Genomic DNA, 24982 nt, shown 5'->3' with positions numbered 1-24982 from the left:
TGGCCGACCGCCCCGCAGCGGCACAGACTGGGCCTGCGGGCCCGGCCGGCACGGGGACGGCCGCACGGGGATGACGGTGACGGCGGGGGACGACCACGACCAAGGAGCGCGCGAGGTGACGGAAAGCGTCGAGGAAACGGCAGGACCGGCCGGAGCACGGAGTCCGGGGAACACTCCCGCGCCGGAAGGGGGCTATCCGGCGGCCCGGCTGCGGCTCCTCCAGGACGAGGCCCCCACCGGACCCGACCGCCGCGCCGCCCTCGCCCGGCTCACCGACGACTGGCTGGCCGGCCTGCTGGCCCGGCACGGCGCCGCCGCCGGCCTGTCCGGCACCGCCCTGGTGGCCGTCGGCGGCTACGGGCGCGGCGAACTCTCCCCGCGCAGCGACCTCGACCTGCTCCTGCTGCACGACGGCCGCGCCGACGCCGGCGCCCTCGCCACGCTCGCCGACCACCTCTGGTACCCCGTCTGGGACCTCGGCCTCGCCCTCGACCACTCCGTACGCACCCCCGCCGAGGCCCGTAAAGCGGCCCGCGAGGACCTGAAGGTGCAGCTGGGCCTGCTCGACGCCCGCCACCTGGCCGGCGACCCCGACCTGACCGCCGCACTGCGCACCACCGCCTATGCCGACTGGCGCGAGAGCGCCCCCAAACGGCTCCCGGAACTCCACGACCTGTGCCAGGAGCGCGCCGAGCGGCAGGGCGAACTCCAGTACCTCCTCGAACCCGACCTCAAGGAGGCCAGGGGCGGGCTGCGGGACGCCACCGCGCTGCGGGCCGTCGCCGCCTCCTGGCTCGCCGACGCCCCGCGCGGAGGCCTGGAAGCCGCCCGCACCCGGCTGCTCGACGCCCGCGACGCGCTCCACCTGACGACCGGCCGCGCCACCGACCGGCTCTCCCTCCAGGAACAGGACCAGGTCGCCACCGCCCTCGGCATGCTCGACGCGGACGCGCTGCTGCGGCAGACCTACGAATCCGCCCGCACCATCTCCTACGCGGCCGATGTCACCTGGCGCGAGGTCGGCCGGGTGCTGCGCGCCCGCTCCCTCAAGCCCATGCTGCGCGGGCTGCTGCACGGCCGTACCGCGGGCAAGGGCGAGCGCTCCCCGCTCGCCGAGGGCGTCGTCGAACTCGACGGCGAGGCGGTACTGGCCCGCACCGCGCGCCCCGAGCGCGACCCCGTACTGGTGCTGCGCGCCGCGGCCGCCGCCGCCCAGGCCGGGCTGCCGCTGGCCACCCACGCGATCCGCCGCTGCGCCACGGCCACCGCCACCAAGCCACTGCCCGTGCCCTGGCCCGCCGAGGCCCGCGAACAGCTGGTGACGCTCCTGGGCGCCGGCACGCACACCGTGCCCGTATGGGAGGCCCTGGAAGCCGAAGGCATCATCACGCGGCTGCTGCCCGACTGGGAGCGCGTCCGCTGCCGCCCCCAGCGCAACCCCGTCCACACCTGGACCGTCGACCGCCACCTGGTCGAGACCGCCGTACGGGCCTCCGCTCTGACCCGCCGGGTGCACCGCCCCGACCTGCTGCTGGTCGCCGCACTGCTGCACGACATCGGCAAGGGCTGGCCCGGCGACCACTCGGTGGCCGGCGAGACCATCGCCCGCGATGTGGCGGCCCGGCTCGGCTTCGACGCCCGCGACACCACGGTGATCGCCACCCTCGTACGACACCACCTGCTGCTCATCGAGACCGCCACCCGACGCGATCTGGACGACCCGGCCACCGTCGGCGCGGTCGCGGAGGCGGTCGGCAGCACCCGCACCCTGGAGCTGCTGCACGCCCTGACCGAGGCCGACGCGCTGGCCACCGGGCCCGCCGCCTGGAGCGCCTGGCGCGGCGGACTCGTCGCCGACCTGGTCAAACGGGTCGCCGCGCGGCTCGCGGGGGAGCCCGACACGGAGGTGCGCGGCGCCGGCGAGCCGACCGCGGAACAGGAACGGCTGGCGATCGAGGCCGGGCGCACCGGCGGTCCGGTCCTGGCCCTGCACGCGCGCGCCGAGGCCCCCACCGACGCCGGCACCGGGCCGGAGACGCCGGCGCCCGCCCAGGAACCGGTCGGTGTGGAACTGCTCATCGCCGTCCCCGACCAGCCGGGCGTCCTGCCCGCCGCGGCCGGGGTGCTGGCCCTGCACCGGCTCACCGTCCGCGCCGCCGACCTGCTCCTCCTCGACCCCATCGACGACGGGCCGGTCCTGCTGCTGAGCTGGCGGGTGGCCGCCGAATACGGCTCACTGCCGCAGGCCGACCGGCTGCGCGCCGACCTGCTCCGCGCCCTGGACGGCTCCCTCGACGTCCCCGCCCGCCTCGCCGAACGCGAGCGTGCCTACGCCCGCCGCTCCCGGGTCGTGCTCGCCCCGCCACCCCGGGTCACCGTCGCCGGCGGCAGCTCCGACACCGCGACCGTCATCGAGGTCCGGGCCCAGGACGCCCACGGCCTGCTGCACCGCATCGGCCGCGCCCTGGAGACGGCCGGCGTCGCCGTCCGCAGCGCCCACATCAGCACCCTGGGCGCGAACGCGGTGGATGCGTTCTATGTCACGGGGGAGGACGGGGCTCCCCTCAAGGACGCCGCGGCCCATGAAGTGGCGGCGGCCGTGGAGCGCGCCCTTCAGTAGCGGCCGGGAATGAGCGGCCGGGAATACAGGGCAGGAATGGTTTGCTTGCGGAGGCCGATACCCTAGAACCCGACTGCACCCCGCCCCCGACCCCGAGGATCGACGACCGCCGTGTTCGATACGCTTTCCGACCGCTTGGCGAGTACTTTCAAAAACCTCCGGGGCAAGGGCCGCCTGAGCGAGGCGGACATCGACGCCACGGCGCGCGAGATCCGTATCGCGCTGCTCGAAGCCGATGTCGCCCTCCCGGTCGTCCGCGCCTTCATCAAGCAGGTCAAGGAGCGTGCCACCGGCTCCGAGGTCTCCCAGGCGCTGAACCCCGCCCAGCAGGTCATCAAGATCGTCAACGAGGAGCTCATCGGCATCCTCGGCGGCGAGACCCGCCGGCTGCGGTTCGCCAAGACCGCGCCGACCGTGATCATGCTGGCCGGTCTGCAGGGTGCCGGTAAGACCACCCTCGCCGGAAAGCTCGGCCGCTGGCTCAAGGGCCAGGGCCACGCCCCGATGCTGGTCGCCTGTGACCTCCAGCGCCCCAACGCCGTCAACCAGCTCTCCGTCGTCGCCGAGCGCGCCGGTGTGGCGATCTTCGCGCCGGAGCCGGGCAACGGCGTCGGCGACCCGGTCCAGGTCGCGAAGGACTCCATCGAGTACGCCCGCGGCAAGCAGCACGACGTCGTGATCGTCGACACCGCCGGCCGTCTGGGCATCGACCAGGAGCTGATGCAGCAGGCCGCGGACATCCGCGACGCGGTCAGCCCCGACGAGGTCCTCTTCGTCGTCGACGCGATGATCGGCCAGGACGCGGTCAACACCGCCGAGGCCTTCCGCGACGGCGTCGGCTTCGACGGTGTGGTGCTCTCCAAGCTCGACGGTGACGCCCGCGGTGGTGCCGCGCTGTCCATCGCGCATGTCACCGGCAAGCAGATCATGTTCGCCTCCAACGGCGAGAAGCTGGACGACTTCGACGCGTTCCACCCGGACCGCATGGCGTCCCGCATCCTCGGCATGGGCGACATGCTCTCGCTCATCGAGAAGGCCGAGCAGACCTTCAGCCAGGCCGAGGCCGAGAAGATGGCGGCCAAGCTGGCGAAGGGCCCCAAGGAGTTCACCCTCGACGACTTCCTGGCCCAGATGGAGCAGGTCCGCAAGATGGGCTCCATCTCCAAGCTGCTCGGCATGCTGCCCGGCATGGGCCAGATGAAGGACCAGATCAACAACCTCGACGAGCGCGAGGTCGACCGCACCGCCGCCATCATCAAGTCGATGACCCCGGCCGAGCGCCAGGAGCCGACGATCATCAACGGCTCGCGCCGGGCCCGTATCGCCAAGGGCTCCGGTGTCGACGTCAGCGCGGTCAAGGGCCTCGTCGAGCGGTTCTTCGACGCCCGCAAGATGATGTCGAAGATGGCCCAGGGCGGCGGCATGCCCGGGATGCCCGGCATGCCGGGGATGCCTGGCATGGGCGGTGGTGCCCGCAAGAAGAAGCAGGTCAAGCAGGCCAAGGGCAAGCGCAAGAGCGGCAACCCGATGAAGCGCAAGGCCGAGGAAGAGGCCGCGGCCGCGCGCCGCGAGGCCGCCCAGTCCGGCAACCCGCTGGGCCTGCCGCAGGGCGGCCAGGACCCGCAGAACTTCGAACTCCCCGAGGAATTCAAGAAGTTCATGGGCTGACCCCCCACAGCTCCGCTTCGCGAGCCCCCGGCCTCACACCGCGGCCGGGGGCTCGCGCGTGCCGGGGGCGGGCATCCCTACCTGCCCATCCCCGCCGCGGATGCCGAAACCGAGGCATCTCTGCCCGCCTGTTTCTGCCGCGCGTGCCGAAACCGAGCATCCTTACCCGCCCACCCCCCGAAGGGGGGTGGGCGGCGGGTAAAAACCGGAGGGGGAAAGTCCGGCGGGGGATACGAGCGATACGAGCCGGGAGAATCCAGGACACCGGATCCGAATACCGCCGAACGCCCGCCCCCCGCCGCTCCAGGGTCTGCCGCCGCCCCCGGGGTCTGCCGCCCGGGGCCTGCTGCCCGGGGTCTGCCGCCCGGGGTCTGCTGCCCGGGGCCTGCCGCCCCTCCCGCCCCCCTACCTGGTCCGCGCGATCAGATAGCGGAACACATTCGGCATCCACACCGTCCCGTCCGCCCGCTGATACGGATGCAGCGCCTCCGCGAGCTCCTTCTCCACCTGGCGCTGCTCGGCAGCCTCCAGCGCCGCATCGAACAGCCCCGTCGACAACAGCCCCCGCACCGCACTCGCCGGATCCGCGTACCCGAACGGGCAGGACACCCGCCCCGAACCGTCCGGCCGCAGCCCGGCCCGGTCCGCCAGGTCCTCCAGATCGTCCCGTCCGCTGGGCCGCCACCCGGCGGAGCCGACGACGTAATCGCCCGGGGCATCGGCCAGCCGCTCCGCCACCCGCAGCACACCGGCCGTGGCGCACCGCTCCACCGGACCCCAGCCGCCCAGCACCACCGCGCTGCCGCGCTCCGCCAGCCCGGCCGCCGCGGTCAGCGACGCCGTCAGCCCCTCGACGGTGCTCACACAGCCCACCGGGTGGAACGCCGTGACCACGTTGAACGCGGCGTCCCCGGGCGCCGCGGCCTCCAGGCCACCGCTGACCACGCGGGTGTGCTCCGGCATGCCGTCAGGTGTGAGCCGCTCACGCGCCAGCTCCAGCCGGGACTCGTCCGCATCCACCCCGCTGACCTGCGCGCCGCGCGCCGCCGCGAGCAGCAGCGCCAGACCGGACCCACAGCCCAGCCCCAGCAGCCGGGTACCGGGACCGACCCCCAAACGGTCGTACGCGGCTTCGTACAGCGGCACCAGCATCCGCTCCTGGATCTCGGCCCAGTCGCGGGTACGCGCCCGCGACCGGGCCGGAGCGGGCGGGTCGTCGCAGCGCGTGGATCCGGAGTGCGGAAGCTGGTGCCGCACGAGCGTCGGTGACATCGATAGCGCCCCTATTCGCCGAGAACCCGAAGCTGTTCCGTACCGATCGCCCCCGTGTTCGCGCGTTGTGCGCCCCCGCAATCCAGACAACTGCGCATTCGCCCAAGCGTCCAGGGGATGCGCCGGGGTTGTCTCCCGCGCGCCCCCGTGTGCGCCGGGCCCGCTCCCTGGAGCGCCGTTCCAGGGTGCCCCGGCCGGCGCCGTTCCGCCACGGCAATGCCCGCCACCCGGAGGCCCGGACGTCCGCGCCCGCCGGGTCTACGGTGGGGTCCGAGCCGGTGCGGCCGGGCACAGGAACGCCCCGTACCATCGCCGCGAAGATCGTTGCCCCGGTATACGACCGGCTACGCCATGCGGCGTACGCGGGGATACGTACCGGCTTGAGGGCTGCTGGGCGCCTTCTGCGCAGATCTGCGCACCCCGCCCTCGGCACGACTCATGACCAGAAACTGACTGGTACGTGCAAATTATTTGAGATGCCCCGGAATCGGAACACTCGGCGACCCCGGCTCGTTGTCACGACGTGAGCACGACACCGCCTGTCCTCGCCGCCGAACTGGCGCTCGCCTGGGCCGATATTCAACGGCACCACCCCGAGCTGCCGGATCTGGCCGCGCCCGAGTCCCTGATCGGAGAGTCCTCGTCCGCCTGTGGCGCGGAGCTCTCCTTCGAACGGCTGCTCCATGAGGCAGTCCATGGCATCGCCGCCGCACGCGGCGTCCGCGACACCTCCCGTGCAGGCCGCTACCACAACCGCCGATTCCTGGCGATCGCCGAGGAGTTGGGCCTGGACCATATCGACGAGCCGCACCCCAGCAGCGGCTTCTCCCTGGTCACGCTCAACCCCGAAGCCAGGAGGCGCTACCGCTCCACCATCGAACGCCTCGCCAGAGCCCTCAAGGCGCACACCGCCGCCACCGCCACCGACACCGCCCGCAGCTTCCGCGGCCCCGCCGCCCGGCACGGCTCCTCCGGAGGCGGCGTCCGCGTCAAGGCCGTCTGCGACTGCGGGCGCAACGTCCGCGTCGTGCCGTCCGTGCTCGCCCAGGCGCCGATCGTCTGCGGCGGCTGCGGCAAGCCCTTCCGTATCCCCGAGGTGGCCGCGGTCGGCTGACCCGGGGGCGTGTGGCACAATGGCTAGCTGTACTCGACAGTCGCACAGGACCCCTCTCTCCTCCGGCTGACGCGTCCATCGGGCACCCCGAGTACCGCAACCCCACGTGGCATCCCGTTGTGCCCCACCACGTCAAGACCAGGAGACACCACTCCCGTGGCAGTCAAGATCAAGCTGAAGCGTCTGGGCAAGATCCGCGCGCCTCACTACCGCATCGTCATCGCCGACTCCCGTACCCGCCGTGACGGCCGGGCCATCGAGGAGATCGGCCTGTACCACCCGGTGCAGAACCCCTCGCGCATCGAGGTCGACTCCGAGCGTGTCCAGTACTGGCTGGGTGTCGGCGCGCAGCCGACCGAGCCCGTCATGGCCATCCTCAAGGTCACCGGCGACTGGCAGAAGTTCAAGGGCCTGCCCGCCCCGGCGCCGATGAAGGTTGCCGAGCCGAAGGCCGACAAGCGCGCCCTCTTCGAGGCCGCTGCCAAGGCTTCCGGCGACGAGCCGAAGGGTGAGGCCATCACCCCGAAGGCGAAGAAGGCTGACAAGAAGGCGGACGAGGCTGCGGCCGAGTCCACCTCTGAGTCGACCGAGGCCTGAGCATGCTCGAGGAAGCCCTCGAGCACCTCGTCAAGGGCATCGTCGACAACCCCGACGACGTGCAGGTAGCCTCGCGCACCCTGCGCCGCGGGCGCGTACTCGAGGTCCGGGTCCACCCCGACGACCTCGGCAAGGTGATCGGCCGTAACGGCCGGACCGCCCGCGCGCTGCGGACCGTCGTGGGCGCCATCGGCGGCCGTGGCATCCGCGTCGACCTCGTCGACGTGGACCAGGTCCGCTGACAAGTTGAACACCGGCTCGGGCCGGGGAGGGCCCTCGGGCCGTCCCCGGCCCGAGTTCGTTGGCGATCGTTGATCCACGACCGCCACCATTCATTGAGGAACCACAACGGTCCTCGGCCACCTCCGCGACAGCGGCGGCGGTTCAGCACAAAAGGGGAGAAGACAGCGTGCAGTTGGTAGTGGCGCGGATCGGCCGCGCCCACGGCATCAAGGGCGAGGTCACGGTAGAGGTGCGCACCGACGAGCCCGAACTGCGGCTCGGCCCGGGCGCCGTCCTCGCCACCGAACCGTCCTCCGTCGGACCGCTGACCATCGCGACCGGCCGGGTGCACAGCGGCCGGCTGCTGCTGCGCTTCGAGGGCGTCGCGGACCGTACGGCCGCCGAGGCGCTGCGCAACACCCTGCTGATCGCGGAGGTCGACCCCGAGGAAGTCCCCGAGGACCCCGAGGAGTTCTACGACCACCAGCTGATCGACCTCGATGTCGTCACCCGCGACGGCACCGACGTCGGCCGGATCTCCGAGGTCTCCCACCTGCCCTACCAGGACCTGCTGATCGTCCAGCGGCCCGACGGCAGCGAGGTCATGATCCCGTTCGTCGCCGAAATCGTCCCGGAGATCGACCTCGAGGAGCAGCGCGCGGTCATCGACCCGCCGCCCGGCCTCCTCGACGACAGCCAGGCCGAGATCGCCAGCAGCCGTGAGGACAGCTGATGCGGCTCGATGTCGTCACGATCTTCCCTGAGTACCTCGAGCCGCTGAACGTCTCCCTCGTCGGCAAGGCCCGCGCCCGCGGACAGCTCGATGTGCGCATCCACGACCTGCGCGAATGGGCCCACGACAAGCACAACACCGTCGACGACACCCCCTACGGCGGCGGCCCCGGCATGGTGATGAAGCCCGAGCCGTGGGGCGAGGCGCTCGACGAGATCCTCGCGTCCGGTGACGGGGAACCGGTGATCGTGGTCCCCACCCCCAGCGGTGCCCCGTTCACCCAGCAGCTCGCCGTCGAACTCTCCGCCAAGCCCTGGCTGGTGTTCACCCCGGCCCGCTACGAAGGCATCGACCGCCGCGTCATCGAGGAGTACGGCGACCGCGTCGACGTCCGCGAGGTCTCCATCGGCGACTACGTCCTGGCCGGCGGCGAGGCACCGGTCCTGGTCATGGTCGAGGCGGTGGCCCGGCTGCTGCCCGGCGTCCTCGGCAACGCCGCCTCCCACCAGGACGACTCCTTCGCCCCCGGCGCGATGGCCGACCTCCTGGAAGGCCCCGTCTACACCAAGCCCCCGGAGTGGCGCGGCCGCGGTATCCCCGAGGTCCTGCTCAGCGGCCACCACGGCAAGATCGCCCGCTGGCGCCGGGACGAGGCCTTCCGCCGCACGGACCGCAACCGCCCCGATCTGATCGAGCGGGCCGACCCCGCCGCGTTCGACAAACACGACCGCGCGATACTCGCCGCCCTGGGCTGGTCGACGGGCGACGACGGCCGATTTGGGCGGACGAGCGGGGCCGTGGAAGAATAGGCCGCTGCTGTGTGCGTCCGGCGCGCGCCCCTGCCACAGGGGGAACGACGCCCGCCCGGCGGAACGGCATCCGAAACATCCTTCCCATATCCCGTTGATGACCTGTGGCATCAGCGAAGAAAGCAGTAGGTCATGCACCTTCTCGACTCCGTCGACGCCGCGTCGAAGCGCAGCGACATCCCGGCCTTCCGCCCGGGTGACACCGTCAACGTCCACGTCCGCGTCATCGAGGGCAACCGCTCCCGTGTGCAGCAGTTCAAGGGCGTTGTCATCCGCCGTCAGGGCGCCGGCGTCCGCGAGACCTTCACGGTCCGCAAGGTCAGCTTCTCCGTCGGCGTCGAGCGCACCTTCCCCGTGCACACCCCGATCGTCGAGAAGATCGAGGTCGTGACCCGCGGTGACGTCCGTCGCGCCAAGCTGTACTTCCTCCGTGAGCTCCGCGGCAAGGCCGCGAAGATCAAGGAGAAGCGCGACAACTGAGCCGGGCCGCCCCGGGGCACGATTTTTTGTGCCGGGGCAACGCAAACCGACGCTCGCGTACGGTGTCCGGATCCGGCCGGATAGGCTCAGGGCCCGATGGACACCGACGCACAGCTCACGGAGCGCGACCCCTCTCCCACCCCCGACCAGGGGCCGGAGCAGGGGTCGCGCTTCGCGCGTTTCCGCGCCCGTGCGGCCGGTCTGCGCCACCGGCCGGTCACCCTGCTCGCGCTCTGCCTGGCCTTTGTGCTGCTGCTCAGTACGTTCATCGCGCAGCCCTTTCTGATCCCCAGCTCCTCCATGGAGAACACCCTGCAGATCGGTGACCGGGTGCTGGTCAACAAGCTGGCGTACCGTTTCGGCAGCGAGCCGGCGCGGGGCGATGTGGTGGTGTTCGACGGCACCGGGTCCTTCGTTCACAGGGAGCAGGGGGAGAATCCCGTCACGGGACTGGTGCGCGGCGCCGGAGCGGCGCTGGGTCTGGCCCGGCCCGCCGAGACCGACTACGTCAAGCGTGTGATCGGCATCGGCGGTGACCATGTGACCTGCTGCGACAAACGGGGGCGGATCGAAGTGAACGGTGAGCCCGTGAGCGAGGCGTATCTCCACCCCGGGGACGCGCCCTCCTCGGTGGATTTCGACATCGTGGTGCCGGAGGGCCGGCTGTGGGTCATGGGGGACCACCGCGCCAGATCCAGCGATTCCCGCGACCACCTCGGCCAGCCGGGCGGCGGCACGGTCCCGCTCGACAAGGTCATCGGCCGCGCGGACCTGATCACCTGGCCGGTGAGCCGCTGGCGCACCTTCGACGCCCCAGGAACCTTCGACCGGATACCCGCCGCGGCAGGCCCCCATGGGTAGCCGCGGACGCCCCCGCCACGGGAGCCCGGGCACCGGCCGGCCGAAGCGGAGCCGGGCGCAGGGCACCGACCGGCCGGCACGGGAGGGCGATGCCCCGTACGGAGACGCCCCGTACGGCGACTCCGGTGCGCGCGGCGGTGAGGGACCGTACGGCGACTCCGGTGCGCGCGGCGGCGAGGCCCCGTACAGCGACTCCGGTGCGCGCAGCGGTGAGGGACCGTACAGCGACACCGGTCCGCGCGGCGGCCCTCAGAACGCTGTCGGGCACGGCGGTAGGCGGTCGGCCCGCACCGCGGCCGGCGGGCGTGCCGAGCGGCGGCGCCAGGCGAAGCGCATCAAGCGCCGCAGGCAACGCTCCTACCTGAAGGAAATCCCGATCCTCGTTGGCGTGGCGCTGGCCATCGCCCTCGTCCTGAAGACCTTCCTCGTCCAGGCCTTCGTCATCCCGTCCGGCTCCATGGAGCAGACGATCAAGATCGGCGACCGGGTGCTGGTCGACAAGCTGACGCCGTGGTTCGGCTCCAAGCCGGAGCGCGGTGACGTCGTCGTCTTCAAGGACCCGGGAGGCTGGCTCAAGGGCGAGCAGATCAAGCCCGATGCCGGCGGGGGCGCCTTCCAGCCGGTCAAGGACGCCATGACGTTCATCGGGCTGCTGCCGTCGGCCGATGAACAGGACCTGATCAAGCGGGTCGTGGCGGTCGGCGGCGACACCGTCAAGTGCTGCGACAAGCAGGGCCGGGTCACCGTCAACGGCGAACCGCTGACCGAACCGTATGTCCATCCGGGCAATCCGCCCTCCACACTGAAGTTCACGGTGTCCGTCCCCACCGGCCGGATCTTCGTGATGGGCGACCACCGCTCCGACTCCGCGGATTCGCGCTTCCACCTGGACGAGCCGTACCGTGGCACGGTCTCGGAGGACAATGTCGTGGGCCGGGCCGTCGTGATCGCCTGGCCGTTCAGCCACTGGCGGCGCCTCGAAGAGCCGGACACCTTCACGACCGTGCGCGACGCGCCGGGCGCCAAGGCGTCCTCGGCAGGTACGCCGCATAAGGTGTCATCCGAGAGTTTGTCCGTACTCCCGACCCCTGCGGAACTCCCGCTCGTTATGGGAGTGGTGGGCCTGCACCGGTTGACGGGCGGGCGAGTGCGTGGAGTGAGGAGCAGATGTGGGGGACTTGGCGGTCGGCGCGCGGTCCGGAACCGAAGAGCCCGAAGAGCCGGCAGGGCGTGGTGAGACCGCGGGAGCGGCGACGAGTTCCGTGCATCAGTCACCAGCGCAGTCAGGGACACAGTCGCAGCGTTCGGCTCCGGCCGACGAATCGGACACATCCGATACGTTGGACAGGTCAGTGGGCGAGGAAGTGAGCGGCGGCATGAAGAAGGCCAAGAAGCCGCGTGCCTTCTGGAAAGAGCTGCCGATCCTCATCGGCATCGCTCTGCTCCTGGCGCTGCTGATCAAGACGTTCCTGGTGCAGGCGTTCTCGATCCCGTCCGACTCGATGCAGGACACCCTGCAGCGCGGGGACCGGGTCCTGGTCGACAAGCTGACGCCGTGGTTCGGCTCCAAGCCGGAGCGCGGCGAGGTCGTGGTCTTCCACGATCCGGGCGGCTGGCTGAACGAGACGCCGACCCCCGAGCCCAACCCCGTCCAGAAGGTCCTCAGCTTCATCGGGCTGATGCCTTCGGCCGAGGAGAAGGACCTGATCAAGCGGGTCATCGCGGTCGGCGGCGACACCGTCGAGTGCCACGGCACCGGCCCGGTCAAGGTCAACGGCAAGCCCCTCAAGGAAGACTCGTACATCTTCCCCGGCAACACCCCCTGCGGTGACCGCGCGTTCGGCCCGATCCACGTGCCCAAGGGGCGGATCTGGGTGATGGGTGACCACCGCGACGACTCCCTCGACTCGCGCTACCACCAGAACCTCAAGGGCAACGGCACGGTCTCGGAGGACGAGGTCGTCGGCCGGGCGTTCACCATCGCGTGGCCGATCAACCGCTGGTCGACCCTGCCGGTACCGGACACCTTCGACCAGCCCGGGATCAACAAGGCAATGGGGGTGGCTCCGGCCGCCCTGGGCCTGGCCGGTGCGGTGCCGATCGTGCTGTGGCGCCGCCGGAGGCTGACCGGAGCGCGTAACCCCAGGTAAGGTGCCGTCCCGGATCTTCGACGCGGGCCGGGTCCGCGGGGTGGGAGCGCTGGGATGAGCAGCAGTACCGAACGCAGGACCGACGGCCACGGCCGGACGACGGGCAGTGTGCTGTCCGGTCTGGCCGTGGCCGTCGGCTGTGTGCTGTTCCTGGGCGGCTTCGTATGGGGGGCGCTGATCTACCGCCCCTATACGGTGCCGACCGACTCGATGTCGCCGACCATCGCGGCCGGTGCCCGGGTCCTGGCCGAGAGGGTGGAAGGCTCCGAGATACGCCGCGGCGATGTCGTCGTCTTCAAGGACTCCGTCTGGGGCGATATGCCGATGGTCAAGCGCGTCGTCGGCGTCGGCGGCGACAAGGTCACCTGCTGCACCAAGCGGGGCCTGCTGACGGTCAACGGAACCCCCGTCGAAGAACCGTATCTGCAGGGCAGTGGGCCCGCCTCACCCGTCGGTTTCAAGGCCAAGGTCCCCGCCGGACAGCTCTTCCTGCTCGGCGACCACCGCAATGACTCCCTCGACTCCCGCGTCCACCTCACCGACAGCGACCACGGCTCGGTGCCGCGCAGCGCCGTCGACGCCCGGGTCGACGCGCGCGCCTGGCCGCTCGGCAGCGTCGGGGTGATGCAGCGCCCGACCAGCTTCTCCGACCTCCCCGGCGGTATCTCGCAGCCCGGCCCGGTGCGGCCCATCACCCTCGCCGTGGTCGCCGGTGCGGTCCTCATCCTTGCCGGTGCGGCCTACGGGCCCGTCGCCCGACGTACGGCGCGCAAGCGTGGCTGAGGGACGGGCGCGTGGAGGGGGCGCCGAGGAGCCCGCGGGGCGCGGGGCGGCGGCCGGCGCCGGGGCCGACGGGGGCCGTGCGGCCGCTGAGGAGGCCTCCGAGCGCCGTGCGACGGCCGACGGGCAAGAGGGCGCGGCCGACGACGCACCGGAGACGACCAGCGTGCGCCAGGTCTCGCGCGTCGTGCTGCTCGACCCCGACGACCGGATCCTGCTGCTCCACGGCTTCGAACCGGACCGCCCCACTGACACCTGGTGGTTCACCCCCGGCGGCGGCCTCGAAGGCACGGAGAGCCGCGAAGAGGCGGCCCGCCGCGAGCTCGCCGAGGAGACCGGCATCACGGATGTCGTCCTCGGCCCCGTCCTGTGGAAGCGTCACTGCGCCTTCCCCTTCGACGGGCGGCGCTGGGAGCAGGATGAGTGGTACTACCTGGGAAGAACCGACCGGACTGCCACCCACACCGGCGGGCAGACGGACCTGGAGCGACGCAGCGTCTCGGGACTGAGGTGGTGGACTTCGGAGGAACTGTCCGCATCCCATGAGACGGTGTATCCGACCAGACTCGCCGAGCTGCTGCGCACGCTGCTCGACGAAGGGCCCCCCGATGCGCCGGTGCTCCTGGAGACCGAGCGGGTCTGACGCACAATGGGGGGACGCACGGCTGAAGGGGATCTGCCATGAGCGCCGAGGACCTCGAGAAGTACGAGACCGAGATGGAGCTGAAGCTCTACCGGGAGTACCGCGACGTCGTCGGGCTGTTCAAATATGTGATCGAGACCGAGCGTCGCTTCTACCTCACCAATGATTACGAGATGCAGGTGCACTCGGTCCAGGGCGAGGTCTTTTTCGAGGTGTCGATGGCTGACGCCTGGGTCTGGGACATGTACCGTCCGGCCCGCTTCGTCAAGCAGGTGAGGGTACTCACGTTCAAGGACGTGAATATCGAGGAGCTCAACAAGAGCGATCTGGATCTTCCGGGGAGCTGAGGCGGCCGGAGGCTGCGGCGCGGCCGGCCCCCCGGGCCGGCCCACCGTGCCCCGGACGGGTGAGCGGGTTATCCACAACCGGCTCACTGTCCACCAAGATCCAACAGATCGTGTCGGGGGCGTCACAGTCGGTGCCGGAGGTGGTACTGCATGAACGCCATGCACGCCGGCCGGCAGGCCGGGAAGAACGCACCGATCACGGAGGCTCCGCCGAGGACGCGCTCCGCAAGGGACCGGAACGCGGCACGGGCGACGAGCTCGAGAGGCGGGCCGGGCGAGGCGCTCGGGCCGGCCTCGACGAGTGGTCAGGACGAGGCGCGAATCGGCTCCGGCCCGGTCGGCGAAGCGAAGGCGGGCACGGGGCCGGGGCAGGCCGCGAAGGTCACGCCGGCCAACTGCCGCAAGGGCGGAGCGCCACCCCCAGGACGTAAGCCCCCTACGGCCGAGCGGACCGCCGCCGGGCCACCGGGCACCGACCCGCCAGGTACCGGCCCCACGGCCGCCAAACCGGCCGACACCCGGCGCCGCGCCCTCGGCCGCTACGGCGAAGACCTGGCCGCCCGGCGGCTCATCGAGTCCGGAATGCGGATCCTGGACCGGAACTGGCGCTGCCGTGACGGAGAGATCGACATCGTCGCGGCCGACGGCGACGCCCTGGTGGTCTGCGAGGTCAAAACCCGCCGCGCCGGCTGGTACGAACACCCCATGGCGGCCGTACGCCCCGAGAAGACCGCCCGGCTGCGGCTGCTGGCGGAACGCTGGCTGGAACGACACGGCGGCCCGCCACCCGGCGGCGTACGGATCGATGTCATCGGCGTCCTGCTGCCGGCCCGCGGCGCCCCGGTCGTCCAGCACGCGCGAGGGGTGGCCTGATGGGATTCGCCCGCACCTGCTCCGTCGCCCTGGTGGGCGTCGAAGGCGTCGTCGTCGAGGTCCAGGCCGACCTGGAACCCGGTGTCGCCGCCTTCACCCTCGTCGGCCTCCCCGACAAGAGCCTCATCGAGTCCCGGGAGCGGGTGCGCGCCGCCGTCGTGAATTCCGGCGCCGAATGGCCACAGAAGAAGCTCACCGTCGGCCTCAGCCCGGCCTCCGTACCCAAAGGCGGCAGCGGCTTCGACCTGGCCGTGGCCTGCGCGGTCCTCGGCGCCGCCGAGCGCCTGGACCCCCGCGAACTCACCGACCTGATGATGATCGGCGAACTGGGCCTGGACGGCCGCGTCCGCCCCGTACGCGGAGTGCTGCCCGCCGTACTCGCCGCCGCCGACGCCGGATACCGCCAGGTCGTCGTCCCGGAACAGACCGTTGCCGAGGCCTCGCTCGTCCCCGGCATCTCCGTCCTCGGCGTCCGCACCCTGCGCCAGCTCATCGCCGTCCTCGCCGACGAACCCGTGCCCGACGAGGAAGACCCCCGGGACGAAGGCCGCCCCGACCCCTCGCTCGCCGGGCTGGTCGTGCCCGGAACCGGCGTCGGTGCGGGCCTGCCACCCGGGGACCACACACCCGACCTCGCCGACGTCGCAGGTCAGCACAGCGCCCGACGCGCCCTGGAAGTAGCCGCCGCCGGACGCCACCACATCTTCTTCAAAGGCCCGCCCGGCGCCGGCAAAACCATGCTCGCCGAACGCCTCCCCGGGCTGCTGCCACCCCTGTCGCCCAAGGAATCCCTGGAGGTCACCGCCGTCCACTCGGTGGCCGGCACCCTCCCGCCGGGCCAGCCGCTCGTCCACCGGCCGCCCTACTGCGCCCCACACCACTCCGCGACGATGGCCTCCCTCGTCGGCGGCGGCACCGGACTGCCCCGCCCCGGCGCCGTATCCCTCGCCCACCACGGTGTGCTGTTCGTGGACGAGGCCGCGGAGTGCAGCCCACGCGTCCTGGACGCACTGCGCCAGCCACTGGAGTCCGGTCATGTCGTCGTCGCCCGCGCCGCGGGCATGATGCGCATGCCCGCCCGCATCCTCCTCGCCCTCGCGGCCAACCCCTGTCCCTGCGGACGGCACGGCACCACCGGCGGCGGCTGCGAATGCCGGCCGTCGACCATCCGCCGCTACCGGGCCCGGCTCTCCGGGCCCCTGATGGACCGGGTGGACCTGCGGATCGCCGTGGAACCGGTCGCCCGCGCCGAACTGATCGCACTCGGCCGCGGCGCGGAAACCACCGCGGCAGTGGCCGAACGCGTACGGACCGCCCGTGAACGCGCCGCGGCCCGCTTCGCCGGCACGCCGTGGCACACCAACAGCGAGATCCCCGGGCACGAGCTGCGCACCCGCTGGCAGGTCCACCCCGGTGCACTGGCCCAGGCGGAACGCGACCTCGAGTGCGGCCTCCTCACCGCCCGCGGCCTCGACCGGGTCCTCCGCGTCGCCTGGACCGCCGCCGACCTCGCCGGCCGCGACCGCCCCACCAGGGAAGACGTCAACTGGGCCCTGGAACTCCGCACCGGCGTACGCCGCGGCGCGCTGACGGCGGCCGGTGGGGGCGGAGACCGCCACGAAACCGCGACCGCCCGGCCGCCGCACGAGCAGAGGTGACCATGAACGGGATCGACGCATGGGGCTTCGCCACCGACGGGCCGGAGCCGGCCGGGACACACCGGGACCGCACACCCGCCCCGACGGCCGGGCCGGGCCGCGCCACGCCCACGAGGACCGCGCCACGCCCCGCGACCGCTGACCCACGGTCCGCAGCCTGCGAGGCACCCGACCCACAGCGCACCGCCCGCGCGGCCCTCACCCGCATCCTCGAACCAGGCGACGAAACCACCGGCCGCTGGCTGCGCGACATGGGTCCGGAAGCCCTGTGGCACACCCTGTCCGACGACGATGCGGACCTGCCCACGGGCGCAAGCCCTGCCAAGATCGCGGGCCTGCGGCTGCGCGCCACCCGGGCACACCCCACCTCGGACCTCGACGCCGTCACCGCGCTCGGCGGCCGGTTCATCTGCCCGGGGGACGACGAATGGCCAGGCCAGCTCGACGACCTCGGCGACGCCCGCCCCATCGGCCTGTGGGTGCGCGGGACGGCCAACCTCAGACTGTGGGCGCTGCGCTCGGTCGCCGTCGTCGGCGCCCGTGCCTGCACCGAATACGGCGCCCACCTCGCCGCCACCCTCGGCGCCGGACTCGCCGACCGCGGCTGGACCGTCGTCTCCGGTGCCGCCTATGGCGTGGACGGCGCCGCCCACCGCGGCACGCTCGCCGCGGACGGCGCGACCATCGCCGTCATGGCCTCCGGAGTCGACCACCCCTACCCGCGCGGCCACACCGAGTTGATCGGCAGGATCGCCGGACAGGGCCTGGTGGTGGCCGAGTTACCTCCCGGCGACCACCCCACCCGCAGCCGTTTCATCCAGCGCAACCGCGTGATCGCCGCACTCACCAGAGGCACCGTCGTCGTAGAGGCCGAACTCCGCAGCGGCTCGCTCGTCACCGCCCGGCGGGCGCAGACCCTCGGGCGCTTCACGATGGGCATGCCGGGCCCGGTCACCAGCGGCCTGTCCGCCGGAGTGCATCAACTCCTGCGCGGCGAGGCCGCGGTGGTCACCGACGCCGACGAGGTCATCGAACTCGTCGGCAGCATCGGCGACCTCGCCCCCGAACGACAAGGGCAGACCCGCATCCGCGACCTCCTGGACCCCGTCGCGGCCCTCGTACTCGAGGCGCTGCCCGCGCGCGGCACCGCGGACACCGGCCATCTGGCCCAGGAAGCCGGCACGCCCCGCGAGGTCACCCGCGCCAAACTCTTCGAGCTGCTGTCCCTCGGATTCGTTCAAAGGTGCGGTGACCGCTGGGAGTTGGCGCGACGCGCCGAGGCGACCGGAGGTTCCCGGCGAGGCGGTACTTGACCTGGGGCGAACGGGTGAAAGGGTGAGGGGAATGACCGCAGAATCCAGGTTTGCCGTGCTTCGTGGCGCGGGCCCGACCCGTGGGGAGACGGCGATGTGGCGCAGGGGACGCACGAGGCCCCGCCCGTCATGTCACCGCGTCCGCCCGCACGGCCCTCCGGAAGCCCGCGCCCGGCACCGTGTCCGGATGTCGCCACGCCGTACGAGGTAACCCTGGGGTGCGGGCAGCGGAACGTATCTGCGCACCCCCGAACCTGCCTTCCTCGCGCACCGCGACACTGTGGTCACGCTACGCTCACAGGCAATTCAACCCTCATACATCCATCCACCCGCGTCTCGGCAGAACGGCTCAAGGCGACGAATGCCCCAGCACACCTCCGGGTCTGACCGTGCGGCTGTACCACCCGCCGCACGCGGCAGCGTGCGCCCCGCTCCGCCCACCTCGCTCGACGAGCTGTGGCGCGCCTACAAGGCATCAGGCGACGGCCGGCTGCGGGAGCAGCTGATCCTGCACTACTCGCCGCTGGTCAAGTACGTCGCCGGCCGCGTCAGCGTCGGCCTGCCTCCCAACGTCGAACAGGCCGACTTCGTCTCCTCCGGGGTCTTCGGACTGATCGACGCCATCGAGAAGTTCGAGCCCGAACGTTCCATCAAGTTCGAGACCTACGCCATCACCCGTATTCGCGGCGCAATGATCGACGAGCTGCGCGCGCTCGACTGGATCCCGCGCTCCGTACGGCAGAAGGCCCGCGCCGTCGAGCGCGCCTACGCCACCCTCGAAGCGCAACTGCGCCGCACCCCGTCCGAGGCGGAGGTCGCCGAGGAGATGGGCATCGGGCTGGAGGAACTCCACGGGGTGTTCAGCCAGCTGTCCCTGGCGAACGTCGTGGCGCTTGAGGAACTGCTGCACGTCGGCGGCGAGGGGGGCGAACGCCTGAGCCTGATGGACACGCTCGAGGACACGGCCGCCGAGAACCCCGTCGAGATCGCCGAGGACCGTGAGCTGCGGCGGCTGCTCGCACGCGCCATCAACACCCTCCCCGAACGCGAGAAGACCGTGGTCACGCTCTACTACTACGAAGGCCTCACGCTCGCCGAGATCGGCAATGTCCTCGGTGTCACGGAAAGCAGAGTCAGCCAGATCCACACCAAATCCGTGCTCCAGCTCAGGGCGAAGCTCGCCGACGTCGGACGCTGAGTCACGGGCTGCGGGTGACGGTTCTTCCCCTTCGGTGTCGCCATGCGGAGTGCCACGGCGGGCGCGCCATCCGTAGAGTGGTGACGTGCCCAGGATTCGAGCGGCCTCTGTGGCCGAGCACCGGACGATGCAGCGCGGCGCCCTCTTGGACGCCGCCCGCACCCTGCTGTCCGAAGGCGGAACGGAAGCGCTGACCTTCCCCGCCCTCGCCGAGCGCACGGGTCTCGCGCGCTCCTCCGTGTATGAGTACTTCCGCTCGCGCGCCGCCGTCGTCGAAGAGCTGTGTGCCGTCGACTTCCCGGTCTGGGCCGCGGAGGTCGAAGCGGCGATGCAGCGTGCCGACACGCCCGAGGACAAGATCGAGGCTTATGTGCGCCGGCAACTCGCGCTGGTCGGCGACCGGCGCCACCGTGCCGTCGTGGCCATTTCGGCCGGCGAGCTGGACGCGGGTGCACGCGAGAAGATCCGCGCGGCGCACGGCGGACTCATCGCCATGATCGTCGAGGCGCTCGCCGCCCTCGGCCACGAACAACCCCGGCTCGCGGCCATGCTCCTCCAGGGAGTCGTCGACGCCGCGGTCCGCCGCATCGAACTGGGCGCCGCGGAGGACCCGGGCGAGATCACGGAGGCGGCGGTGGCGATGGCGCTCCGGGGGGTTCGCGGCTGACTTCGGGGGCCCTCCCCCCCCGGGCCCCCGGCCCACCCACCCACCTCCACCACCTCCACGCTCGTTGGCCCCGCAGCCCGCAGCCCGCAGCCCGCAGCCCGCAGCCCGCAGCCCGCAGCCCGCAGCCCGCAGCCCGCAGCCCGCAGCCCGCAGCCCGCAGCCCGCAGCCCGCAGCCCGCAGCCCGCAGCCCGCAGCCCGCAGCCCGCAGCCCGCAGCCCGCAGCCCGCAGCCCGCAGCCCGCAGCCCGCAGCCCGCAGCCCGCAGCCCGCAGCCCGCAGCCCGCAGCCCGCAGCCCGCAGCCCGGCTGGCTCCTGTGGCGTGTTGTGTCCGTGCGCTGTGCGGCTTTCCCGCCGCCTGTGCCTGGGCCGGGGCGTGCGCTGTTGCACGAGCGGGCCCGCACCACCACCCCGCTGACCTGGCTGTTCTCGCCGTGTCGCGTTCACTCCTCCGCCGTGATCATGGCCGTCTCGCGCTCAGCCACCACCTCGCCCGAGGAGGCGCCAACCCCAACCCCGCCACCGTCGTCGCGTGCCTTCCTCGCTAAGCGCAGACCGAGCCGAGGAAAGCCGGCCGAGCGCCCAGATCGTCACCGCCGCGAGACCGACCGCCTCTGCGAGGGCAGTCGTCGTCGGGGCCGGACTGCTCGCTTGAGCTGTGGGCTCCGATGGTTCCGGAGGCGGGGGAAGTGTGTGGCCGCCCGCAGGTACGGGAACCCCGAAAATCGGCAGCAGTCGCGAGGGGCCGCCGCCGAGCATGCTCGGGGGCAGCAGCGACAACGGGTCCAGGTAGGTCTTGCCACGGCGCAGGCCCCAGTGGAGGCAGGGTTCCCGGCAGTGGAACGGGCCGCCGTGTTGCAGCTCGGCGACCGGCTGGCCCGCCGTGACGCGCTGACCTTTCCGGACAGTGGAGCGTACGGGTTCGTAGGTGGTGCGTAAGGGAGGGCGGCCCGAGCGGGACACCTCGAGGGTCAGGACGCCACGCCCGGCGACGGTCCCGGCGTAGGCCACTCGGCCAGGGGCCGCCGCTCGCACCACGGCACCGGCGGGTGCGCCCAGGTCCACCCCGCGGTGTCCGGCCGTCCACGGGGCAGGAGGCGGCTCCCAGCCTCTGACCACGGTGGGCCGTATGCCCCCTGCTCCTCCCACCGGCCAGGATCTGCCCTCGGCCGGTGGCACGGCACGCACCACCGGCTCCACACCCTCGGCACGCCCTGCAACCTCGCCACGTTCCACACCCGCAGCCCGACCCGCCACCCGATCCATCACCTCCACCCGCCGACCCGCCACGACCCCCACCCCGTGCTCCGCCGCGCGCTCCACCCCTCGTGCCACCCCATGCCCTGCCGTCGCGCTCACGGACGAAACGGCAGCAGCGTTCGCGAGCGCCGGGGTGAAGAGCGTGAGGACCGCAGCCGCAGCCGCGGTCGGCGCCAGGAGGACACCTGCCGCGTGGGCGGGGAAGAAGCAGCTCGGCCCGTATCCGTTCGGCTGCCGGCGCGGTGCCGGCGGGAGGGGCGTGCGCGACCGGGAGCGGGGCCGGAGCCGGGACGGGGGCCGGGGCCAGGACGGGGACCGGAACCGGGGAGGAGGAAGGGGGCCCGGCCCGCGTCCCGGTTGGCTGTGAGGCCTGGGCCTGGGCCGCCTGCGGTCTGCCGGTCGGGGGAGGCGTCCGCGGAGGACGGTGAAGGCGTGGAGGGTTCTCGGCGGGCCGGGATTTCGTCGCGTGATTCGTCGCATGTGCTGACGGTGACGCAGTCCGTCGCGGCGTGCGGATCTTGGTCCGAAGCTGTGGATGACCGGCCGGTTGTGGACAACGGTGTCACCCGCCCGGGGCTCGAAACGGAGCGTGTCGCCCGGTGCATCGGCCGTCCCGTACACTTCTGGTGGCGATCCGGGTCACCGGGTCGACTTCGCACGCCCCGCCGTCAGTGCACCAGTCCCCTTCGGGCAGCACGACGGCCGCGCCCCTCGGTCCTCGGACGGCTCCGCAAGGTGTCATCCCCGGCAGGCGCGTCGGGGCGTCAGGCACCGCGGCCGACCGGCCGCAGTGGAACCGAGAACAACAAGGAGTACGGCCATGGCCGTCGTCACGATGCGGGAGCTGCTGGAGAGCGGCGTCCACTTCGGGCACCAGACCCGCCGCTGGAACCCGAAGATGAAGCGCTTCATCTTCACCGAGCGCAACGGCATCTACATCATCGACCTGCTCCAGTCGCTGTCGTACATCGACCGCGCCTACGAGTTCGTCAAGGAGACCGTCGCCCACGGCGGCTCGGTCATGTTCGTCGGCACGAAGAAGCAGGCCCAGGAGGCCATTGCCGAGCAGGCGACCCGCGTGGGCATGCCCTACGTGAACCAGCGCTGGCTCGGCGGCATGCTGACCAACTTCTCGACCGTCTACAAGCGCCTGCAGCGCCTGAAGGAGCTCGAGCAGATCGACTTCGAGGATGTGGCCGCCTCCGGCCTCACCAAGAAGGAGCTCCTGGTTCTCTCCCGCGAGAAGGCCAAGCTGGAGAAGACCCTCGGCGGTATCCGCGAGATGCAGAAGGTGCCCAGCGCCGTCTGGATCGTGGACACCAAGAAGGAGCACATTGCCGTCGGTGAGGCGCGCAAGCTCAACATCCCGGTCGTCGCGATCCTCGACACCAACTGCGACCCGGACGAGGTCGACTACAAGATCCCGGGCAACGACGACGCGATCCGCTCCGTCACCCTGCTCACCCGCGTGATCGCCGACGCCGTCGCCGAGGGCCTCATCGCCCGCTCCGGTGCCGCCACCGGCGACCAGAAGCCCGGCGAGAAGGCTGCTGCCGCCGAGCCGCTGGCCGAGTGGGAGCGCGACCTGCTCGAGGGCGAGAAGAAGGCTGACGACGAGGCCCCCAAGGCCGAGGAGAAGCCCGCTGAGGAGGCCGCCCCGGCCGCCGAGGCCCCCGCCGCCGAGGCCGAGAAGCCGGCCGCGGACGCCGAGCAGGCCTGACCCGCAGCATCCGGCTGATGACGGCGGGGGAGGGCGCCACAAGCGCCGCCCCCGCCGTCCACCCGTAGATCTTTCGACTTCGAGATTTCGAGAAGAGATTCACAGACCATGGCGAACTACACCGCCGCTGACGTCAAGAAGCTCCGCGAGCTCACCGGCGCCGGCATGATGGACTGCAAGAAGGCCCTGGACGAGGCCGAGGGCAACGTCGACAAGGCCGTCGAGGCGCTGCGCATCAAGGGCCAGAAGGGCGTCGCCAAGCGCGAGGGCCGCTCCGCCGAGAACGGCGCCGTGGTCTCCCTCATCGCCGGCGACAACGCCTCCGGCGTCATCGTCGAGCTGAAGTGCGAGACGGACTTCGTCGCCAAGGGCGAGAAGTTCCAGGCCGTCGCCAACGAGATCGCCGCGCACGTCGCGAAGACCTCCCCGGCCGACCTCGAGGCCCTGCTCGCCTCCGAGATCGAGGCCGGCAAGACCGTCCAGGCGTACGTGGACGAGGCCAACGCCACCCTCGGCGAGAAGATCGTCCTGGACCGCTTCGCGCAGTTCTCCGACGGCTACGTGTCGGCGTACATGCACCGCACCATGCCTGACCTGCCCCCGCAGATCGGTGTCCTCGTCGAGCTCGACAAGGAGAACGCCGAGGTCGCCAAGGGCATCGCGCAGCACATCGCGGCCTTCGCCCCGAAGTACCTCGCCAAGGACGACGTCCCGGCCGAGGTCGTCGAGGCCGAGCGGCGTGTCGCCGAGGAGACCACCCGCGCGGAGGGCAAGCCCGAAGCCGCTCTGCCGAAGATCGTCGAAGGCCGCATCAACGGCTTCTTCAAGGACGCGACGCTGCTCGGTCAGCCGTACGCGCTCGACAACAAGAAGTCCGTCGAGAAGGTCCTCCAGGAGGCCGGTGTCACCCTGAAGCGCTTCTCGCGCATCAAGGTCGGCATCTGAGCCTGTCGCGAAGGCAGCGAATGACCTACGACCCCGCTAGGGTCGTACGCAGTCGGCCGCTCAACGGCCGGCCGCAGATGTGACGAGGAGGCCATTGCCGCAGAGGGATCTGAACCAGACCCACGGCAATGGCCTTCTTCGTATGTGCACGAGGAGAGCTCAATGATTCACGGTGCCGACGGCGCGCACACAGACCATGCCGGCCACGGCGGCCGGCGACGCTTCCTGCTGAAGCTGTCGGGCGAAGCATTCGCCGGTGGCGGCGGACTGGGCGTCGACCCCGACGTCGTGCACGCGATGGCCCGCGAGATCGCCGCCGTGGTGCGCGACGGCTACGAGATCGCCATCGTGATCGGCGGCGGCAACTTCTTCCGCGGCGCCGAACTCCAGCAGCGCGGTATGGACCGGGCCCGCTCCGACTACATGGGCATGCTCGGCACGGTCATGAACTGTCTGGCCCTCCAGGACTTCCTGGAGAAGGAGGGCATCGACTCCCGCGTCCAGACGGCCATCACCATGGGCCAGGTCGCGGAGCCGTACATTCCGCTGCGCGCGGTGCGCCATCTGGAGAAGGGCCGGGTCGTCATCTTCGGCGCCGGTATGGGGATGCCGTACTTCTCCACCGACACCACCGCCGCCCAGCGCGCCCTGGAGATCGACGCCGAGGCCATGCTGATGGGCAAGAACGGGGTGGACGGCGTCTACGACTCCGACCCCAAGAAGAACCCGGACGCGGTGAAGTTCGACGCCCTCGAATACGGCGAGGTGATCACCCGCGACCTGAAGGTCGCCGATGCCACCGCCATCACGCTGTGCCGGGACAACAAGCTCCCGATCCTCGTGTTCGAGCTGCTCGCCGAGGGCAACATCGCGCGAGCGGTGAAGGGTGAGAAGATCGGCACGCTCGTCAGCGATCAGGACACCCGGGCCTGACGGCCTCAACTGCCGCGATTCCGTACGGGCATCGCCCCGTACGGGCGGCAACTCCCGGCCGGGGGAAGACCTCGGTACGGGGATGGACAACTGCCTGCCGGTCGGACACCGTGCAGGAGAAG

At 71.7% G+C, this 24982-nt stretch carries 23 protein-coding genes and 1 pseudogene; 22 read left to right on the top strand and 2 right to left on the bottom strand.

The window, feature by feature from the left end:
- Positions 1–115: 115 nt before the first annotated feature.
- A complete protein-coding gene (locus STRNI_RS13065; protein ID WP_277411297.1) occupies positions 116–2620 on the top strand; it encodes a [protein-PII] uridylyltransferase in 2505 nt (834 codons plus the stop codon).
- Positions 2621–2731: 111 nt separating this feature from the next.
- A complete protein-coding gene (gene ffh, locus STRNI_RS13060; protein ID WP_018087153.1) occupies positions 2732–4288 on the top strand; it encodes a signal recognition particle protein in 1557 nt (518 codons plus the stop codon).
- 405 nt (positions 4289–4693) lie between these two features.
- On the opposite strand, the gene STRNI_RS13055 is transcribed toward ffh, so the two are convergent.
- On the bottom strand, positions 4694–5560 hold the full coding sequence (locus STRNI_RS13055; protein ID WP_159485967.1) for a methyltransferase domain-containing protein: 867 nt from the start codon (positions 5558–5560) through the stop codon (positions 4694–4696).
- A 523-nt stretch (positions 5561–6083) separates the two neighbouring features.
- Between STRNI_RS13055 and STRNI_RS13050 the strand changes: the two genes are divergently transcribed.
- From STRNI_RS13050 to STRNI_RS12970, 17 genes and pseudogenes are all read left to right on the top strand, one after another.
- Positions 6084–6674 (top strand): hypothetical protein, encoded by a 591-nt coding sequence (locus STRNI_RS13050; RefSeq protein ID WP_018087151.1) that lies wholly within the window; start codon positions 6084–6086, stop codon positions 6672–6674.
- A 156-nt stretch (positions 6675–6830) separates the two neighbouring features.
- Positions 6831–7271: a 30S ribosomal protein S16 gene (gene rpsP / locus STRNI_RS13045; protein WP_006602842.1), complete on the top strand. Its 441-nt coding sequence runs from the start codon at positions 6831–6833 to the stop codon at positions 7269–7271.
- 2 nt (positions 7272–7273) lie between these two features.
- On the top strand, positions 7274–7513 hold the full coding sequence (locus STRNI_RS13040; protein ID WP_003980229.1) for an RNA-binding protein: 240 nt from the start codon (positions 7274–7276) through the stop codon (positions 7511–7513).
- 167 nt (positions 7514–7680) lie between these two features.
- Complete coding sequence (gene rimM / locus STRNI_RS13035; RefSeq protein ID WP_026169192.1) at positions 7681–8226, top strand: ribosome maturation factor RimM; 546 nt, start codon at positions 7681–7683, stop codon at positions 8224–8226.
- Complete coding sequence (gene trmD, locus STRNI_RS13030) at positions 8226–9035, top strand: tRNA (guanosine(37)-N1)-methyltransferase TrmD (protein WP_018087149.1); 810 nt, start codon at positions 8226–8228, stop codon at positions 9033–9035. Before rimM ends, trmD begins: the two co-directional genes overlap by 1 nt.
- A gap of 132 nt (positions 9036–9167) precedes the next feature.
- Entirely contained in the window at positions 9168–9515 is a 348-nt protein-coding gene (gene rplS, locus STRNI_RS13025) for a 50S ribosomal protein L19 (protein WP_018087148.1), read from the top strand.
- A 96-nt stretch (positions 9516–9611) separates the two neighbouring features.
- Positions 9612–10376 (top strand): signal peptidase I, encoded by a 765-nt coding sequence (lepB, locus tag STRNI_RS13020; protein WP_018087147.1) that lies wholly within the window; start codon positions 9612–9614, stop codon positions 10374–10376.
- Complete coding sequence (gene lepB / locus STRNI_RS13015; protein WP_274738381.1) at positions 10369–11613, top strand: signal peptidase I; 1245 nt, start codon at positions 10369–10371, stop codon at positions 11611–11613. The genes lepB (STRNI_RS13020) and lepB (STRNI_RS13015) overlap by 8 nt, the downstream gene beginning before the upstream one ends.
- Positions 11555–12526 carry a signal peptidase I gene (gene lepB, locus STRNI_RS13010; protein WP_159489010.1) on the top strand — a complete coding sequence of 324 codons (972 nt, stop codon included), beginning with the start codon at positions 11555–11557 and terminating at the stop codon, positions 12524–12526. Before lepB (STRNI_RS13015) ends, lepB (STRNI_RS13010) begins: the two co-directional genes overlap by 59 nt.
- 54 nt (positions 12527–12580) lie before the next feature.
- Entirely contained in the window at positions 12581–13309 is a 729-nt protein-coding gene (gene lepB / locus STRNI_RS13005; RefSeq protein ID WP_274738382.1) for a signal peptidase I, read from the top strand.
- 163 nt (positions 13310–13472) lie between these two features.
- Positions 13473–13949 (top strand): NUDIX hydrolase, encoded by a 477-nt coding sequence (locus STRNI_RS13000; protein WP_277413247.1) that lies wholly within the window; start codon positions 13473–13475, stop codon positions 13947–13949.
- A 38-nt stretch (positions 13950–13987) separates the two neighbouring features.
- Entirely contained in the window at positions 13988–14296 is a 309-nt protein-coding gene (locus tag STRNI_RS12995) for a DUF2469 domain-containing protein (protein WP_003980220.1), read from the top strand.
- A gap of 522 nt (positions 14297–14818) precedes the next feature.
- Positions 14819–15169: pseudogene (locus STRNI_RS12990) on the top strand (YraN family protein); the annotation flags it as partial.
- Positions 15169–16827 (top strand): YifB family Mg chelatase-like AAA ATPase, encoded by a 1659-nt coding sequence (locus STRNI_RS12985; protein ID WP_277411296.1) that lies wholly within the window; start codon positions 15169–15171, stop codon positions 16825–16827. The pseudogene STRNI_RS12990 and the gene STRNI_RS12985, both read left to right, overlap by 1 nt.
- Before the next feature lie 2 nt (positions 16828–16829).
- Positions 16830–18140 (top strand): DNA-processing protein DprA, encoded by a 1311-nt coding sequence (gene dprA / locus STRNI_RS12980; RefSeq protein ID WP_277411295.1) that lies wholly within the window; start codon positions 16830–16832, stop codon positions 18138–18140.
- Positions 18141–18501: 361 nt separating this feature from the next.
- Complete coding sequence (gene whiG, locus STRNI_RS12975) at positions 18502–19338, top strand: RNA polymerase sigma factor WhiG (RefSeq protein WP_026169189.1); 837 nt, start codon at positions 18502–18504, stop codon at positions 19336–19338.
- A 127-nt stretch (positions 19339–19465) separates the two neighbouring features.
- Complete coding sequence (locus STRNI_RS12970) at positions 19466–20005, top strand: TetR/AcrR family transcriptional regulator (RefSeq protein WP_037740492.1); 540 nt, start codon at positions 19466–19468, stop codon at positions 20003–20005.
- A gap of 474 nt (positions 20006–20479) precedes the next feature.
- Here the strand turns inward: STRNI_RS12970 and STRNI_RS41355 are convergent, their stop codons facing one another.
- Positions 20480–21268: a murein hydrolase activator EnvC family protein gene (locus STRNI_RS41355; protein WP_338149811.1), complete on the bottom strand. Its 789-nt coding sequence runs from the start codon at positions 21266–21268 to the stop codon at positions 20480–20482.
- 814 nt (positions 21269–22082) lie between these two features.
- Between STRNI_RS41355 and rpsB the strand changes: the two genes are divergently transcribed.
- The 3 genes from rpsB to pyrH all read left to right on the top strand — a co-directional run bounded on the left by rpsB (position 22083) and on the right by pyrH (position 24860).
- Positions 22083–22982 (top strand): 30S ribosomal protein S2, encoded by a 900-nt coding sequence (gene rpsB, locus STRNI_RS12960; protein ID WP_018087132.1) that lies wholly within the window; start codon positions 22083–22085, stop codon positions 22980–22982.
- A 108-nt stretch (positions 22983–23090) separates the two neighbouring features.
- A complete protein-coding gene (gene tsf / locus STRNI_RS12955; protein ID WP_159485953.1) occupies positions 23091–23927 on the top strand; it encodes a translation elongation factor Ts in 837 nt (278 codons plus the stop codon).
- 162 nt (positions 23928–24089) lie between these two features.
- Positions 24090–24860 carry a UMP kinase gene (gene pyrH, locus STRNI_RS12950; RefSeq protein ID WP_018087130.1) on the top strand — a complete coding sequence of 257 codons (771 nt, stop codon included), beginning with the start codon at positions 24090–24092 and terminating at the stop codon, positions 24858–24860.
- The last annotated feature ends 122 nt before the right edge of the window (positions 24861–24982 follow it).

The organism is Streptomyces nigrescens, assembly GCF_027626975.1.
GTDB lineage: Bacteria > Actinomycetota > Actinomycetes > Streptomycetales > Streptomycetaceae > Streptomyces > Streptomyces nigrescens.
This window is presented reverse-complemented; position numbering and strand designations above follow the sequence as displayed.

Coding starts and splice junctions, on each gene's coding strand:
- dprA (WP_277411295.1), top strand. CDS start 16,830: ATGAACGGGATCGACGCATGGGGCTTCGCCACCGACGGGCCGGAGCCG.
- STRNI_RS12995 (WP_003980220.1), top strand. CDS start 13,988: ATGAGCGCCGAGGACCTCGAGAAGTACGAGACCGAGATGGAGCTGAAG.
- trmD (WP_018087149.1), top strand. CDS start 8,226: ATGCGGCTCGATGTCGTCACGATCTTCCCTGAGTACCTCGAGCCGCTG.
- STRNI_RS13040 (WP_003980229.1), top strand. CDS start 7,274: ATGCTCGAGGAAGCCCTCGAGCACCTCGTCAAGGGCATCGTCGACAAC.
- lepB (WP_018087147.1), top strand. CDS start 9,612: ATGGACACCGACGCACAGCTCACGGAGCGCGACCCCTCTCCCACCCCC.
- lepB (WP_274738382.1), top strand. CDS start 12,581: ATGAGCAGCAGTACCGAACGCAGGACCGACGGCCACGGCCGGACGACG.
- rpsB (WP_018087132.1), top strand. CDS start 22,083: ATGGCCGTCGTCACGATGCGGGAGCTGCTGGAGAGCGGCGTCCACTTC.
- STRNI_RS12970 (WP_037740492.1), top strand. CDS start 19,466: ATGCAGCGCGGCGCCCTCTTGGACGCCGCCCGCACCCTGCTGTCCGAA.
- STRNI_RS12985 (WP_277411296.1), top strand. CDS start 15,169: ATGGGATTCGCCCGCACCTGCTCCGTCGCCCTGGTGGGCGTCGAAGGC.
- lepB (WP_274738381.1), top strand. CDS start 10,369: ATGGGTAGCCGCGGACGCCCCCGCCACGGGAGCCCGGGCACCGGCCGG.
- whiG (WP_026169189.1), top strand. CDS start 18,502: ATGCCCCAGCACACCTCCGGGTCTGACCGTGCGGCTGTACCACCCGCC.
- STRNI_RS13055 (WP_159485967.1), bottom strand. CDS start 5,560: ATGTCACCGACGCTCGTGCGGCACCAGCTTCCGCACTCCGGATCCACG.
- rplS (WP_018087148.1), top strand. CDS start 9,168: ATGCACCTTCTCGACTCCGTCGACGCCGCGTCGAAGCGCAGCGACATC.
- STRNI_RS41355 (WP_338149811.1), bottom strand. CDS start 21,268: ATGGATCGGGTGGCGGGTCGGGCTGCGGGTGTGGAACGTGGCGAGGTT.
- pyrH (WP_018087130.1), top strand. CDS start 24,090: ATGATTCACGGTGCCGACGGCGCGCACACAGACCATGCCGGCCACGGC.
- tsf (WP_159485953.1), top strand. CDS start 23,091: ATGGCGAACTACACCGCCGCTGACGTCAAGAAGCTCCGCGAGCTCACC.